Consider the following 14,747-nt stretch of genomic DNA (forward strand, 5'->3'; position numbering starts at 1 on the left):
AAAGCCGCGGCGGCCAGAGAGTCCGACTCGTCGAGGTCAGGTATCGAGGAGGCCCGCAGTGATGCGCTCCACATGGTTGCGCCGAGCGTCTCGGCTTCCACGCACGCTGTACAGACCCCAGGCCGTCGTCAGCGTGAACAGGCCGATGACCCAGGCGTACTTGGCCACTGCCGGATTGTGCGCCAGGTTCATCGACCAGGGGATGAACCCCTGATAGCTCAGCATGATCGAGAGCGCCAGCGGCGTCATCAGTCCCCACACTAGGCGGGTCAGGGTGCCGACGAGCGCGGCGATGCCGAAGATGAGCAGCCATAGCCGAATGCTGTCGGCGGCTCGGGCCTCATCCGGCAGCGCCAAGGCAGTCAGGCCCAGGCCCACGAACCCCACAACGGTCGCGAGTGCGAACCTCGTCGCTCTCAGTTGTCGCGCACGACGCACGTGTGGGGTGCTGATCCAGGCCAGGCAGTCCTGAAGCCCGCCCACCTGAACCGTTGCGACGATGGTGACGGCGAAGATCCCGAGGTGTTCCAGCTCGCGGGAGGATGCGGGGTCCTGTGGGTTCACCGGCGGCAGACTCAGGCGAATGAGGAGAGGGTTGAGCAACGCCCCCGCGAGGAGGGCCGCGAGCCAGCGCGGGTCAGAGAGCCTCAGCATGGTCATTCGCACTAACTCGGCCACGTGATGCGTTCCATTCGACAACTCGTGAGGTGCGCGGCGTTCGTCGTAAACCACGCGGTCCGGTCGGCCTGTGGCAACGCGTGCAGCGCCCGCCCGCGCGCGACCTCGCTGTCACGCTCGGCATGCTGGGTCCAGTCCATGTCCCCCGGATAGCGTTTCTGGTCGATGGGCTGGTCCAGGTGGAGACGCCACCACACCAGAAGTGCTCCCATGTCCTTTGCCTGACAGGTGCGAGCGAGAGCGGCATCGCCGAGCCTTCCGGCAAGGAGTTCGCGATCAACCAGCAGGGCCGGCTCGTTGTTCCGGTAGGCCGGCCCCACGATGAGGGCCCCCGACGAGGCGTCGGGCCGGCTGGTGACTTCGGTGATGGGATCTCGCGCATAAGCCGGGAGTTGGTCCAACGTCCAGATCACGTCGCTTCGGTAGTCGGCCAGCACCGGCTCGTAGGCGCGGTCGGTGCACACGGTGGGGGACTCGCCCAAGCAGGTGGCCTCGTCCGCGCCCGGGATCGGTCTCGGCGACAGGTCCACCAGCATTGCGGCAGCGAGGGTTGCCGACCAGGTCACGACCGCAACCCGAGCCACGCGCCCTCGACCGAGGAGCAGGGCCCAGCACCCCGCGGCAGCAGCGGCCCAGAACATCATCAGACAGAGGGCTCGGGCGATCGTTGGCCGCTGCTGGACCCACATCTCGTCCGTGAGCACCAGGAAGCTCAGATGAGTCGGCTCCAACGAATAGGCCGCCAAGAACCAGAGGATGATCGCGGTGAGACCCGACACGAGCGGAGCCAGGGCAGGAGGTGCCCAGCAGCCGATCAGGGCACCAGCAGCGGCCCAGAACCCGAGGGTCGCCACAGCGCCGATGGTCATGAGCGCGACCACGAGGACGGAATGATCGGGCCATTGTGAGAAACGGGTGAAGGAGAGCGAGGCAACCGCACCCATCACAAGGCCAAGTACCACCGATGAGGACACCCACATCAGGGCAGCCGAAGAAAGCGCGCTGGCGCGCCTCTCGGAGCGCCGATGAATGAACAGATGACCGGAGTTCCAACGTCGAGTCGATGAACTCAACCACCCACTGACGGCAGCGGTGACTGCGGAGAGAAGAGCCACCGCTGACAGCGCTGCGCCCAGAGACGCCCACGTCGCGCCGTACCATGCGCCGGGGTCAGACAGGAACGGGGCGAAGGTCACCAGCGCGAGCAACACTAGTGCGGCAACCCCTGTCGACGGCCTGGCCAGCGGAGTCTGCTTCAGAAGGCGACGGAGCCTCACTGCGCACTCTCACCCATCAGAGCAGTCAAGTGGTCATGGCTCAGGGATTGCGCGTCAGTCCCTCGCAAGTGGGTGACACGACCCGATCCGGACATGACCACGACGGCGTCCGCCGCTTGTTGGACGTCATCAAGGATGTGGGTTGCCAGGATCACGACCGCCTGCGTGGCTCGGATCGCGTGCAGGAAGTCCTTCCGCTGGACGGGGTCGAGGCCCACTGTCGGCTCGTCGAGCAACAAGACTTCGGGGTCGGCGGTGAGTACCCCAGCGAGCAGAGCGCGCTGGCGTTCGCCTCCCGAGAACTCCTGGAGCCGTCGCCCGACGTGACTCTGCAGATTGCACGCCTGCAGCGCAGCCTCTGCTCGCTCGCACCGGGCATCATGTGGAACCGACTGCGCCCACATGGCGTAGTCGAGGTATCGGAGCAGCGTCATCCGACCAGGCAGCCCAGCCGATTGCGGCACCCAACCCACCCGCGGGTGGTGCCTGCCTCGGGTGAGTTGCGTCAGCGGGTGGCCCCACCAGCGAAGCTGACCGGAACCAACAGGAACTCTTCCCAAGAGTGCGTCGAGGAGGGTCGACTTTCCGACCCCGTTGCTCCCGAGCAGGCAGGTGACGCCCCGCTCGAACTCTGCGGTGAAGTCCGTGAGGATGACACGCCGTCCTCGATTGACGCTGATTCTGTCCACCTCAAGATACGGAACCTCCTTAGGCACGGGTCAGAACCGAGATGACCACGGGCCGCAGGGGTCGGGGAGCAAACTCACGTCTCGGCACACTCTGCTCTTCACTCCTTGCGAAGAGCAGAAGGCACCGCTCGCGGTTGCGATCAGGCCGTTTCGGCCGACATTGTTCATCGAGGTTGTATTGGAGGTGTAACGACCGACGTCGCTGTCGCTGCACGTCAACTGCTTCCAGTCGACCAGACCTCGGTAGTAGACCGGGTTACCGTTGATCGACCTCAGTTCACCGTTGGTGCTGGCCCCGTTCGAGTACTTGGTCGCCACGGTCTGCCAGCCCTGCCCCTCTCCAGAACTGACTGAAACGCCAAAAGCGGCTGCTGGCATTGCGACAACCACCGCCGCGGTTACCACCGAAGAACGAAGAACACTACCCATACTCATAAACTGTCTCCCAGTCCCCGCAATTTTGTGTGCGTTGAGATTACCAGAACTGAGAATGCTGCGGGACCAACCCTGTCATGGCCAATCGATACCGAACAGTGGCGGTCTTGACACCTGAACGGGACTGCGAAACTTGTCAAGGTGAAATCCGGCTCTTCGCCGTTGAGTGTGGGGTGAGTGCGTGGTCGATCGGGACAGCCATGGCCCTGTCGGGCTCGATGGACATCGTCGACGGTGGAGGCATGAGTGGCTCTTCACCCCAAGGCTGATGGCCCGTCGCGTCGCCCGGCGTCCACACCCCCCGATGCTCACCCACGCGGGCATCCTTCGATGAGTTAACGATCTCGCTCACGCGGGCATCCAGGGTGAGTCAACGCGAGTACTTGCGGTGGCGAGCCTTCCTCGACTACTGTCCGCCATGCGCATACGTGAGCATCGAGAAGTTGGGGAAGTCTCTGTGATCAGCACGATTCGTATTACATCAATCTTTGCGGCGTCATCCATTCTAGGGGCAGGACTCATAGCACCCGCCTCGGCCATTGCTCCCGGCTGTGGAGAGCGCTATTCGTTTCCGCAGCGGAATGCATTTTCCAACCACTGGTGGCACAACACATGCGGCTGATTACCGCAGCAGCACTGCTCGGTGCACTGGCGGTTGGCGCAACCGCGTGCGGGGCACCCGAGCCGGAATCAAACGCCCAGGCGCCCACCACGTCGTTGGCTGACGCCGTCAACTCCGTCGGCGGTGATGCCCCTGCTGGCACCACGAATCGAGCCGCCGTCGCCCTGACTCCGGAAGAGGACTACTTCCTCCGCCAAGCCCAGGAGTTGGAACAGCAGCGGTGTATGCGCGCGGCTGGGTGGGAGCACCACCTCAACCCCGTGGTCGAGGACCCGATCGTCGCAAGTGTGCCCGGCCCAGATGAGATCGCTGCGGGCTATCGCCTCAGTGACGTGGACAAGCAGCCTCCAGCGGACCCCAACAAGGCGGTGCTCGAGGGCCTTTCAGGCGCCGACCGTGACGCGTGGACCACCGCCCTGATGGGTGACGGACCGGAGGTCACCCTTCTGCTTCCGGGTGACGAGAGTGTGTCGATGAACTCGACCGGATGCCTGGCCGACGCCCTGACCGCCGTGTACGGATCGGTGGAGAGTGCGATGGCCATCCGCCATGCCCGCCGCCAGGTGACCGGCGATGCGGCCATGAGTTCCCTGTTGGACAACCCCACCTACATGAGCAAGGTGGACCAGTAGGCCGACTGCGTCAGCAACGCCGGCTATCCCCTGTCGAGCCAGGCGTCGAACGGCATCGATGAGGCGATGGCCCTGTACCGCACCGAGACACGAGCCAATGCCGACCGTTTGGCCGCTCAACTGGCGCCGATCGATGCGGCCTGCCAACGCCAAACCGGCATCGCCGACCTTCGCGACCGCCTCTTGGACGAACGGGCTGAGCGACTGCAGGCCGAGGAAGGCATCAGCCTGGGTGCCGCCGTGTCCGCGCAGCGCGCCGCCGTCGACCGCGCGCGCGGCATCGTGGACGGGTCGTGAGGGGCCGAGCGGCACTGGCGGCCGTGGCGGTCGTCGCGGCAGGGTCCATCGGATTCGCGTTGGGGCACGTTCGCCTGGGATCCCCACCGGTCGTGACCGCCCAGGCGCAACCGGTGACGGCCACGGTCGACAAGGGCGCATTGGCCGACACGGTGTCGATGCCGGTCGAGATCACCGCACCGTGGAGCCACGCCATTACCCCCACCGGCGACGGTGGGGTGGCGGTGCTGACCTCCCCTGCCCCGTCGGCTGGGTCGACGGTCGGCCAGTGCACAGTGATCCTCACGGTCAACGACGCTCCGGTGTTCGTCGTCCCGGGCCAGACTCGCCCCTACCGCGACCTTCGCCAGGGCACCCGAGGCCCCGATGCGCTCCGGCTCAACGCCTCGTTGGGGGCGTGCGGGCTGGACACCGATCCGACGTCGGACCGGTTCACGACCCGTACCGCCGCAGCGATGGCCGCCTTGGCCGCCCGGGAGCGGCCGATGACCTCCGTCGCAGCCTGGCAGTTGGTCATGGTGCCCAGTGGGGTCGCCGCCCTCCGGGCCGGCAGCACCAGCGCTCAGGTCGGCGAGGCCATCCCCAACGGCAAACCGGCGATCACCATCACGGGGCAGAGCACGGGTCTGACGGCCACGGTCGGCCCCAACACCGCGCGCCGGCTCAAAGCAGGGGTCACGGCCCGGATCCGATTCGACGACGGCACGACCATCTCCGGCACGATCGACCGGGTCGTCATGCCGACCGGCGACGGCAAGAACGCGGATTCGGGTCCACCGGACGGCGAGGTCGACCCGCAGGACCTGACTCGCGGGCGAGACGCCACCGTCACCTTCACGCATTCCGATCGCGATCTGCAGAAGCTGCCCGACGCAGGCGGGGGCACCGCCACGATCACCCTCGGCCGCTCCCCCGCCACGTCGCTGCACGTGCCGCTCGCAGCCCTGGAGCCATGCCCGGACGGTGGGACGTGCGTGCGTGTGCATGACGGCGACGACTCCCGACTGGTCCCCGTCACGGCGGGTCTGAGCGCCGGGGCACGGGTCGTGGTGACTCCGCGCGTCTCCGGTGACCTCGCTGTCGGTGACCGCGTCGAGGTCCGGGTCGGTCAGGTGTCGAACACCCCTCGCGACGGCCGGGAGACTTCGTGACGGAGCCCGCGGAGCCGCTGATCGAGTGGAAGGACGTCACGAAGACCTATCCCGGGCGAGACAGCCAGGCGCTGAGCACCACAACCCTGAGAATCGACAACGACGCCCATATCGCCATCACCGGGCCCAGCGGATCGGGCAAGACCACGGCACTGAACCTGCTCGGGCTGGTCGACCGCCCGAGCACGGGCCGCGCGTGGTTCGCCGGGACCGACCTGTCCCGGGCCTCCAACCGGGCGCTGACCCGACTGCGTCGCCGGATCGCCTTCGTCTTCCAAGAGTTCTATCTGCTCGAGGCCCGCACCGTGCTCGAGAACGTCACCTTGCCGCTGATCTATCACGGCGTGCCGCGCGCCGAGCACACCGACGCCGCCATGGCGGCCCTCGAACTGGTCGGGCTGGCGGACCTTGCAGCCAGCCGGGCCAATCAACTCTCCGGGGGTCAGCGGCAGCGCGTCACGTTGGCCCGCGCGGTCGTCACTCGACCCCGCCTGCTGCTGTGTGACGAACCCACCGGTTCGTTGGACGCCGCCAATGCCGATGCCGTCCTCGACATCATCGACACGGTGCACGGTCAGGGAGCCGCCGTGGTGATGGTGACACACGACCCGCGCGCGGCTTCGCGTGCGCCCACCCGCTGGGGTGTGAGCGAGGGTCGGATCACGCTCGGGGTCGCGGCGTGAACCGGGCTCCGCGGGTACGACGGGTTCCCGGAACAGCGTCGCGCCCACCCCTGCTCGACGAGGCGCTGGGACCGATTCGGGCGCAGCCGTGGAAGACCCTCCTGACCGGTTTGGGCGTGGCGGTTGCCGCGGCCGCGCAGGTGCTGCTCATGGGGATTCAGGGGATGAACGAGTCCGCCCTGATCGAGCACGTGCGGCAGATGACGAGCAACGAGGTCCAGACCGATCTCAGCCGCGGTTTCGCTCCCGGTGACACGCCGTGGCGGCAGGCCGACGCCACGCTGGCCGGTGCCGGTCTGGCCCAGTCGTTCACCTCCTGGCGCCTTCAGGTCGAGGTCGCGGCCGTGGACACGCTCGGCACGAGGACTCCGGCCGCCTGGTCGACCGTGGCGCTCTCCCCCGCGGTCGAGACCCGCGAGGACATCGCCCTGGCCGGCGGCTCGTGGGACGACCTGTTCACCACCACCCGAGCCGTGTTCATCGGCACCGGTCTCATGCGTCAAGACGGCCTTCAACTGGGCGACACCATTTCGGTCGCGGGTGAGCCGATGGTCGTTCGTGGCGTCATCGCCTCGTCGGCGTCCCGCCCCGATCTGCTGCTCTCGGTCGTCCTGCCCGACACGGTGGCCCTGCGACTGGGTGGTGTCCCGGAGGCCGTGCGTACGACGGGATTCGCGCCCCCCGGAGCTGCCAACACCCTCGCTTCGGCGGTGCCGACCCTCCTGTCGCCCGAGGCTCCGCACACCGTGCAGGCGCGTGCCGTGCCCGATGCGGCACCACTGCTCGACGCCGTCACCGCCGACGTCGCCACCGGAGCGCGGTACGTCGGAGCCATCGCCATTCTGCTCGGCTTCCTCATGGTCGCCTTGGCGCAATACTCCGCGGTCGTGGAGCACCTGCCGGCCTATGCGCTCAAGAAGTCCGTGGGAGCGAGCGGAGCGCAGTTGCTCACCGAGGTTGGGATTCAAGCCGGCGTCATCGGCGCGGTTGGAGGCCTGGTCGGGCTGGCGGCTGGGCTCGTCGGTCTGACCGCTGTGGCGGCGTGGCGTGATCTCGTGGCCTACGTGCCCTGGGGCTTGGTGATCGGCCTGCCCCCACTGGCGGCCCTCGTCGGCGCGCTGGCCGGCATGGGCGCCGCGGCCCGCGCCGCCAGAGTCGACCCGATCACGTTCATCCGACGCAACTGAGGCCGGGGGCGGCGCCCCGACCTCAATGAGAATCCGCCCACGGTCTTCCGTCAGGGAAATTCGGTCCACTTCGTGGGTGCCTTGGCCACGGCGACATCCAGCTCCGAGAGGGAGCCATACGAGGCGGGGAAGGTATCCATGGCCTTCTCGGTGCGCTTCAGGGCACCATCGGCCCCGATACGGTACGCACCGACCCCACCGACGAGGTTGTACCTCACAGCACCGCGCACGGTGTTCTTCTCCAGGAAGAGCACGTAATCGCCATCCCCTTCCAGAGTGGCGGCCTCGTCTTCCGCCAGATTCAACTGGAGTTCGGCGATCGGAATGGAGGTTGGGCCATCGCCCTTCAACCATTTCGAGACCTTGAAGTCGGCGACGCGAGAAACCAAATCCGAGACGCCCTCTTCATCGGCAGCTTCCTCGATGAAGCTCCTCGTCAACGTCCCCACCACGATGGAGTCAGCTCGAGCGGCCAACTCCGACATCGTCTCGACAGAGTATGCGCGACTCACCGAACGAACCGGCGCGGCCGTCGTTGACGAAGCCACAGCCGCGGACTCCGTGGGAGGCGACGTCTGTGCGCCGCAAGCCGACACGACGACAAGAACTGCCAGTCCGGCCAGCGTCAACGTGCGTGAATTCCTCATCTGTTCCCCCACTTCTGAGCCGACACACCCATTCTTGCGCCTCACGCAGTCCCCCGAGTCTCAACGATGCGAATGCTTCCCTTTAAACAATACTGCCCACCCCCCGGACCCTCAACCATGCGCGTTGACTGGGATTCACTCCGCCGCGACGAGCGCCACCAGCGCCGGCAGGGCCCGTGCCGCGGTGTCGCGGATGACGTGATGGAAGTGGTCGCTGATCTCCGTTTCGGTGGGGTTGATCTCCACCGTCGTCGCACCCGCTGCCCGCGCCATCGCCGGGAACCCCGCCGCCGGGTAGACCACCCCGGAGGTCCCCACGGACAGCACGAGGTCACCGGGCTCGAGCGATTCGATCATGGTCGTGGCCGCCTCCATGACCTCCTGCGGCAGGTACTCACCGAACCACACGACGCCCGGACGTACCCACGCACCGCAGACTTCGCACCGCGGCGGGGTCAGTCGCTCGACCGGCTCGTCCGGCACCTCGATCTCCGCGTCGTACGGGTGACCGCACTCGGCGCAGCGATAAGCGAACAGCGATCCGTGCAGGTGGGCCACCTCGGTGCTGCCAGCGCGTTCGTGCAGGTCGTCGACGTTCTGGGTGATGACCTGTACGCCCCGTCGACGCCCCCACGCCGCAATGGCCAGGTGTCCGGCATTCGGCCATACCCGACGCACCAACCCGACGCGCCACGCGTACCAGGCCCACACGAACTCCGGATCGTCGTCCCACGCAAACTGGGTGGCCAACGAAGCCGGGTCGAACCGTTCCCACAGGCCGCTCTGCGCGTCCCGGAAGGTGGGAACCCCCGACTCGGCTGACATCCCGGCCCCCGACAGCACGACGATCCGGCGCGCGTGGCGCACGACCTGCGCCAACTCGTCTGAGATCTCCACGCCCACCTCATCCGGGTTCGGCGGAACGTACGGTTGGTACCCGGGCGGCATGGGCTCGGCCGGTACCTGCATCGCGGGGTACTCGTCGCTCATGGGGTCCACCTTGCCTGCTATGCCGGAGCGAGACCAAACGAAGAGGGGGTCCGGCCAAATGGCCAGTGAAGAATGGTCAATTGGACAGATGAACACGCTTAAGTGTCCAATGGCGGGTATGCTGGTGCTATGAGCGACACGATCACGGTGAACCCTTCGCATCTGACCGATGACGACTGGTCTCGGGTACGCGCGTTCCTCGACGCTGCCCGCGACAAGGGCGAGGTCGTCGACCTTTCAAGCCGCGTCGAACTGCTCACCCCGGCCGATGTCGCCAAGCGACTGGGGATGTCCCGCTCGACAGTGCGCCGCCGGATTCTCGACGGCGATCTCAAGGCGATCAAGGTCGGCACCCACCACCGCATCACTCTCCCGGAGTACGAGCGATTCAGCGATGAACTGCTGCTCCGCATGGCCCAGGCAACCGCGGCCGACATCGAGGCCGAGCTATCCGGTGAGTGAGTCTCCGCTCCTCTTCCTCGACGCCAACACGCTTCTCGGACGCCTACGTCACCAGGCCGGTGGAGGCCGACCCCGACCAGCCGAACGAGATCTTCCGCGGCGTGGCTTGCATCTGTTGCAGAGCGCGACTTGACAGCACAGAGCAACAGCGTGTGGGCCTGTGCGCGAAACATTTACCCTTGGCGGCAGTCATCATCGGGTGAGACGCTTCATGCGTGGTCAGCCCCGCGTGGCGTCCTCCGCGGTGGCGTAGACCGCGCGGGTGCCGTGCTCCTGGAAACCGAGGCGCTCGTAAAGGGCACGCGCCGGGTTGCCCACCGACACGGTCAGCCACGCGGACCGCTCGCCGCTGCGACGCAAGCGCGTCAACGAGCGGGCGACGAGGTGACCGGCGATCCCACGCCCGCGATACTCCGGCACGACGCCGGTCTGCTCGATCCACGCTCCCGAAAGCGTGATGAACGCGACCGGCCGGCCGCTCCGGCGCAACAACACACTCGAGTCACGCGGCCGAAAACCCGCATCGGAGCGCAGTGTGCCGGCCCAAGTGGTCAGGTCGAGGTCGGTGAACCCGGGGCGGTCGGCGAAGGACTCGCGCCACGCCTGATGGAACAGCGGCGCGGAGTACTCGCTGAAGGACAACCGCACCAACCCGCGAGGGCGGGCGCGCCGCGGGATGAACCCGAGGGGGTGGCGCATGACCGTCTCGGCGAAGGTGCGGTCGTAGCCGCGGCGCGCGAACAACTCGTCGGACACCTCGGTGGCGTTGTCGACGCCGAAGGACAACGACCGCCCGGCCGCCTCGTTCTGCGCCCAGTTGAACAGTTCGTCGCCCAGCCCCTGCCCCCGCGCGGTCGGATGCACCATGCCCGTGCCGATCCGCAGCCCCTCCGACGAGACTCCGATGGCCGCCACCGCAACGAGCTCACCGGTGAGATCGCTGGCACCGATGCTCGTCGCGTGGGCGTAGTGGGCACGCAGGTACTCCTCGTCGACCAGATCGGGCAGTCCGCCGTCGGCCTCGAGGCAGGCCCGTGCCAAGGCGATCAAGCGCGGCAGGTCCTCCGCCGACAGGGCGGACCAGACGAGTTCGGACATCGCCGAAGGGAGCCAATCTGTCAGGGGGTCAGAGGAGTACCGTCGCGAAGGCTCCCACCTCGGTGAACCCGATCCGTTCGTACAGGGCACGGGCGCTGAGGTTGAAGTCGTTGACGTACAGCGTGATCAGCGGAGCGAAGTCGTGCATCGCCAATTCTGTCACGGCGGCCATCGCGGGGGTCGACAGCCCGTGTCCACGCAGATGCGGGGCCAGCCACACGCCCTGGACCTGGGCCGCGCCCACGGCGACGGATCCGATGTCGGCCTTGAAGATCACTTCTCCGCCCTCGACGATGACGTAGGTGCGGTTGCGGGCGACGAGCGCCTCGATGATCTGCCGATAGGCACGCTTGTTGGTCGTGTACGGCGGATACCCGATCTCGTGGGTGAACATGTGCGCCGCCGCCGGGAGCACGAGATCGACCTCGTCCATCCGCGCCGGGCGCACGCGCGGGTCGATGGGGATGCCGAGCACCGACGGAGGCGTGCGGGTGGCCATGAGCGGTTGATGGCCGCGGATCGCACGCGCCGGGCCCCAGGCGGAGGACAGCCGTGACCACAGATCGAGCACGGCCTCCTGCGGGCCGAGCAGCGACGCGGCACGGTTGCCGTACCGGCGCAGACGTTCGGCGAAGCCGGCCCGCGCGTCGGGATCGGACTGGACCGGCACGACGTTCGCACCCGTCCAGCACAGGCTCGTCAACGCGCCTCCCGCATAGTGGCCGAGCACGGCCGTGGAGCGCCGCCACCCCTGCTCGGCGATCCGGGCGGCGACGAAGACATTCGCGGCCGGGTCGAGCGCGCAGAGATCGACCGCGATATCGAGTTCGTCGCGGCTCAGGGAACGCACCGCGGTTCGTTGACGCAAGGACACCCTTCAAGCCTAGGCCCGCGCGGCCCCAGACGTGGGCACCTACGGCAACGGTGGAGCCAAACCGGGCTCGATCCGACCCGCGACCCGCATGCGCAGCGTCGAGGTGTCAGCCGACCGAGACCGTTGGCGTGCCGGCCGACGCCTCGTCGATCGGCTCGCCCATCTCCTCGGCGATGCGCATGGCCTCCTCGATGAGGGTCTCCACGATCGCCGACTCCGGCACGGTCTTGATGACCTCGCCCTTGACGAAGATCTGGCCCTTGCCGTTGCCGGAGGCCACGCCGAGGTCGGCCTCGCGGGCCTCCCCCGGACCGTTGACGACACAGCCCATGACGGCCACGCGCAGCGGCACGGTCAGGCCCTCGAGGCCTTGGGTGACCTGCTCGGCCAAGGTGTAGACGTCGACCTGGGCGCGGCCACACGACGGGCAGGAGACGATCTCGAGCTTGCGCTGACGTAGGTTGAGGCTCTGCAGGATCTGCAGCCCCACCTTGACCTCCTCGACCGGCGGGGCCGAGAGCGAGACGCGGATCGTGTCACCGATCCCCTTGCTGAGCAGGGCCCCGAAGGCGGTGGCGGACTTGATCGTGCCCTGGAAGGCCGGACCGGCCTCGGTGACGCCGAGGTGCAACGGCCAGTCACCGCGCTCCGCCAACATCTCGTAGGCCTTGACCATGATGACCGGGTCGTTGTGCTTGACCGAGATCTTGAAGTCGTGGAAGTCGTGCTCCTCGAAGAGGCTCGCCTCCCATACGGCCGACTCGACGAGCGCCTCCGGGGTGGCCTTGCCGTACTTCTCGAGCAGGCGCTTGTCGAGCGAACCGGCGTTGACGCCGATCCGCAGGGACACGCCCGCCGCCTTGGCGCGCTTGGCGATCTCGCCGACCTGGTCGTCGAACTTGCGGATGTTGCCGGGGTTGACGCGCACGGCCGCGCAGCCGGCGTCGATCGCGGCGAAGACGTACTTCGGCTGGAAGTGAATGTCGGCGATGACCGGGATCTGCGAGTGCTTGGCGATCTCGGGCAGGGCGTCGGCGTCGTCCTGGCTGGGGCAGGCCACGCGCACGATGTCGCAGCCGGCCGCGGTGAGCTCGGCGATCTGCTGGAGCGTGGCGTTGACGTCGGCGGTCAGCGTCGTGGTCATGGACTGGACCGAGATCGGGGCGTTGCCGCCGACCTCGACCGAACCGACCTTGATTGTGCGGGTCGGGCGGCGCGGGGCCAGCACCTCGGGCGGAGCAGCGGGCATACCGAGGGAGACAGTCATGCGCGCCATTATCCACGCGTCGTCTGGAGGCCTTCTGAGCGCCGGTGCCGCGGGCCGTCACATGGCCGAGCGCATGGCCGCCGTGGCACCGCGCAGGTAGCGCTCGACGACCTCACGCTCCCGGTCGTCGAGGGCGTTGTCGAGGGCGGCCAGACCGGCGAACATCGGCGCCATGCGCCGCAGGACCTCCAGGCGCCCGGAGTCGGTGATGAGCACCTCGGTGCGCCGCCCGTCCGCCGCGTGCGCCCGCCGCTCGACATGCCCGCGCGCCACCAGACGGTCGACGATCCCCGATGAGGCCGCCGAGGTCACTCCCAGCGCCCGGGCCAAGTCGACCGGGCCCATCGGCGCGCGCATCAGGTGGCGCAGGGCATGCAGCTCGGAGGTCGAGAGCCCGGCCTGCCGGGCGATCTCGTGCGGCAGCAGGGTGGCGATGTCGGTCAGCTCCTGCAGGGCGGCAAGGGTCGACGAACGCTGGTAGCCCGGCGCCACGGAGGTCACGTCCGGGGCGGAGGCCGGCCTTGCCTCCGAGGGGGGATCGCTCGTAATATCACTCACCTACTTAGCAATGAACTGAATCACAACCTGAGATTCTATCAACGGAGGTCACGACATGGTTGCCGTCTTTCGGCTGATCACGCGGCGGTGGGTCGCCGGCGTGTTCGCCCTGACCGCCCTGCTGGGGGCTGGAGTGGTCATCGGGGTGGTGGGCCAGGGCGAGCTGCCCCCGACGACGACGGCCCAGCTGCCCGTGGACTCCGACAGCCGGGCCGCGGCCGAGATGCAGGCCCGCCTGCCCGAGGCTGCGGGGTCTGCCGCCGTGGTGCTCTACAGTCGCGACGGCCGACTCACGGCACAGGACCGCGCGGTCATCGCCCAGCGCGCGCGCAGCCTGCCGGGAGCCGTCGGCGCGCCACCGTCCATCGCGCAGGACGGCACGGCCGCGACGATCGTCGTCCCGGTGTCCGCGCAGGACGCGACCCAGTCCGCCGAGGTCGTGGCCGCACTGCGCACGGCAGCCAAGGCCGACCTGCCCTCGGGGCTGGACGCGTCGGTGACCGGACCGGCTGCCGTCCAGGCCGACCTCGCCGCGGTGTTCGACGGGGCGAACTTCCGCCTGCTGGGGGCCACCGCCTCGGTCGTGGCCATCCTGCTCATCCTGACCTACCGCAGCCCGGTGCTCTGGCTGATCCCGCTGGCCGTCGTCGGGGTCGCCGACCAGCTCGCGGCCGTGCTGGCCACCCGGACGCTCAACGCCTTCAACGTCCAGTGGGACGAGTCGACCATCGGCATCCTCTCCGTGCTCGTGTTCGGCGCCGGCACCGACTACGCCCTGCTGCTGATCTCGCGGTATCGCGATGAGCTGCGCGTCACGGCCGACCGGCGGGACGCCATGGCGCATGCGGTCAGCCGCACTGCGGAGGCCGTGGTCGCCAGCGCCACGACCGTCGTCATCGGCCTGCTCACCCTGCTGCTCTCGGCCTTCCCCAGCACCCGCGGACTGGGTCTGGCGTGCGCGGTCGGGGTGGTGACCGCCGCGGCGTTCGCGCTGTTCGTGCTGCCGCCGGCGCTCGTCGTCTTCGGCCGGTGGATCTTCTGGCCCCGGGTCCCGCAGGTCGGGCAGCCCAGCCTCGCCGACGGTCACACGGTGTGGCGCCGGGTCGGGGACGCCGTCGCCCGCCGTCCGGTCGGCATCGTGGCCGTGTGCCTCGCCGGCCTGGCGCTGGCCGCCGGCGGCATCAGCCAGATCCGCGCGGG

16 protein-coding genes are annotated in these 14,747 nt (G+C 68.1%); 7 read left to right on the plus strand and 9 right to left on the minus strand.

Annotation, left to right across the window (positions count from 1 at the left end):
* Positions 1–36 precede the first annotated feature (36 nt).
* The 3 genes from KD1_RS10115 to KD1_RS10125 all read right to left on the minus strand — a co-directional run bounded on the left by KD1_RS10115 (position 37) and on the right by KD1_RS10125 (position 2,671).
* Positions 37–678 (minus strand): hypothetical protein, encoded by a 642-nt coding sequence (locus KD1_RS10115; RefSeq protein ID WP_068401396.1) that lies wholly within the window; start codon positions 676–678, stop codon positions 37–39.
* Complete coding sequence (locus KD1_RS10120; protein WP_157073283.1) at positions 666–1,874, minus strand: hypothetical protein; 1,209 nt, start codon at positions 1,872–1,874, stop codon at positions 666–668. The genes KD1_RS10115 and KD1_RS10120 overlap by 13 nt, the downstream gene beginning before the upstream one ends.
* 77 nt (positions 1,875–1,951) lie before the next feature.
* Complete coding sequence (locus KD1_RS10125) at positions 1,952–2,671, minus strand: ATP-binding cassette domain-containing protein (RefSeq protein WP_083542353.1); 720 nt, start codon at positions 2,669–2,671, stop codon at positions 1,952–1,954.
* 1,020 nt (positions 2,672–3,691) lie between these two features.
* Between KD1_RS10125 and KD1_RS16600 the strand changes: the two genes are divergently transcribed.
* From KD1_RS16600 to KD1_RS10150, 5 genes are all read left to right on the plus strand, one after another.
* Complete coding sequence (locus KD1_RS16600) at positions 3,692–4,333, plus strand: hypothetical protein (protein ID WP_157073284.1); 642 nt, start codon at positions 3,692–3,694, stop codon at positions 4,331–4,333.
* Between the two features lie 66 nt (positions 4,334–4,399).
* Positions 4,400–4,630, plus strand: a complete 231-nt coding sequence (locus KD1_RS10135; RefSeq protein WP_068401406.1) for a hypothetical protein — start codon at positions 4,400–4,402, stop codon at positions 4,628–4,630.
* Entirely contained in the window at positions 4,627–5,781 is a 1,155-nt protein-coding gene (locus KD1_RS10140; protein ID WP_157073285.1) for an efflux RND transporter periplasmic adaptor subunit, read from the plus strand. Before KD1_RS10135 ends, KD1_RS10140 begins: the two co-directional genes overlap by 4 nt.
* Positions 5,778–6,464, plus strand: coding sequence for an ABC transporter ATP-binding protein (locus KD1_RS10145; protein ID WP_068401410.1), 687 nt, complete (start codon positions 5,778–5,780; stop codon positions 6,462–6,464). Before KD1_RS10140 ends, KD1_RS10145 begins: the two co-directional genes overlap by 4 nt.
* Positions 6,461–7,651 carry an ABC transporter permease gene (locus KD1_RS10150; RefSeq protein ID WP_157073286.1) on the plus strand — a complete coding sequence of 397 codons (1,191 nt, stop codon included), beginning with the start codon at positions 6,461–6,463 and terminating at the stop codon, positions 7,649–7,651. The genes KD1_RS10145 and KD1_RS10150 overlap by 4 nt, the downstream gene beginning before the upstream one ends.
* A 50-nt stretch (positions 7,652–7,701) precedes the next feature.
* On the opposite strand, the gene KD1_RS10155 is transcribed toward KD1_RS10150, so the two are convergent.
* Together KD1_RS10155 and KD1_RS10160 are read right to left on the minus strand one after the other, a co-directional pair.
* Positions 7,702–8,136: a hypothetical protein gene (locus KD1_RS10155; protein ID WP_157073287.1), complete on the minus strand. Its 435-nt coding sequence runs from the start codon at positions 8,134–8,136 to the stop codon at positions 7,702–7,704.
* A 297-nt stretch (positions 8,137–8,433) separates the two neighbouring features.
* The gene (locus KD1_RS10160) at positions 8,434–9,288 is read right to left on the minus strand and encodes an SIR2 family NAD-dependent protein deacylase (protein ID WP_083542354.1); all 855 of its coding nucleotides are present in this window, start codon (positions 9,286–9,288) and stop codon (positions 8,434–8,436) included.
* A gap of 129 nt (positions 9,289–9,417) precedes the next feature.
* Between KD1_RS10160 and KD1_RS10165 the strand changes: the two genes are divergently transcribed.
* On the plus strand, positions 9,418–9,750 hold the full coding sequence (locus KD1_RS10165; protein ID WP_068401429.1) for a helix-turn-helix domain-containing protein: 333 nt from the start codon (positions 9,418–9,420) through the stop codon (positions 9,748–9,750).
* Positions 9,751–9,969: 219 nt separating this feature from the next.
* Here the strand turns inward: KD1_RS10165 and KD1_RS10170 are convergent, their stop codons facing one another.
* From KD1_RS10170 to KD1_RS10185, 4 genes are all read right to left on the minus strand, one after another.
* The gene (locus tag KD1_RS10170; RefSeq protein ID WP_068401432.1) at positions 9,970–10,848 is read right to left on the minus strand and encodes a GNAT family N-acetyltransferase; all 879 of its coding nucleotides are present in this window, start codon (positions 10,846–10,848) and stop codon (positions 9,970–9,972) included.
* A 28-nt stretch (positions 10,849–10,876) separates the two neighbouring features.
* Entirely contained in the window at positions 10,877–11,722 is an 846-nt protein-coding gene (locus KD1_RS10175) for a GNAT family N-acetyltransferase (protein WP_245627358.1), read from the minus strand.
* 106 nt (positions 11,723–11,828) lie between these two features.
* Positions 11,829–12,989 carry a flavodoxin-dependent (E)-4-hydroxy-3-methylbut-2-enyl-diphosphate synthase gene (gene ispG / locus KD1_RS10180; RefSeq protein WP_068401442.1) on the minus strand — a complete coding sequence of 387 codons (1,161 nt, stop codon included), beginning with the start codon at positions 12,987–12,989 and terminating at the stop codon, positions 11,829–11,831.
* 57 nt (positions 12,990–13,046) lie between these two features.
* Positions 13,047–13,490: a MarR family winged helix-turn-helix transcriptional regulator gene (locus tag KD1_RS10185; RefSeq protein WP_068401438.1), complete on the minus strand. Its 444-nt coding sequence runs from the start codon at positions 13,488–13,490 to the stop codon at positions 13,047–13,049.
* Between the two features lie 112 nt (positions 13,491–13,602).
* Between KD1_RS10185 and KD1_RS10190 the strand changes: the two genes are divergently transcribed.
* Positions 13,603–14,747 (plus strand): MMPL family transporter (locus KD1_RS10190; protein WP_157073288.1); only part of this gene is annotated, 1,145 nt, incomplete at its 3' end.

Origin of the sequence: Kribbia dieselivorans NBRC 106261 (assembly GCF_001552435.1) — a bacterium.
In the GTDB taxonomy this organism is placed as follows: Bacteria; Actinomycetota; Actinomycetes; order Actinomycetales; family Dermatophilaceae; genus Kribbia; species Kribbia dieselivorans.

Bases quoted from the DNA above. Each gene is read 5' to 3' on its own strand.
- KD1_RS16600 (WP_157073284.1), top strand. From the start codon at position 3,692: ATGCGGCTGATTACCGCAGCAGCACTGCTCGGTGCACTGGCGGTTGGC.
- KD1_RS10135 (WP_068401406.1), top strand. From the start codon at position 4,400: ATGGCCCTGTACCGCACCGAGACACGAGCCAATGCCGACCGTTTGGCC.
- KD1_RS10155 (WP_157073287.1), bottom strand. From the start codon at position 8,136: ATGTCGGAGTTGGCCGCTCGAGCTGACTCCATCGTGGTGGGGACGTTG.
- KD1_RS10160 (WP_083542354.1), bottom strand. From the start codon at position 9,288: ATGAGCGACGAGTACCCCGCGATGCAGGTACCGGCCGAGCCCATGCCG.
- KD1_RS10165 (WP_068401429.1), top strand. From the start codon at position 9,418: ATGAGCGACACGATCACGGTGAACCCTTCGCATCTGACCGATGACGAC.
- KD1_RS10170 (WP_068401432.1), bottom strand. From the start codon at position 10,848: ATGTCCGAACTCGTCTGGTCCGCCCTGTCGGCGGAGGACCTGCCGCGC.
- ispG (WP_068401442.1), bottom strand. From the start codon at position 12,989: ATGACTGTCTCCCTCGGTATGCCCGCTGCTCCGCCCGAGGTGCTGGCC.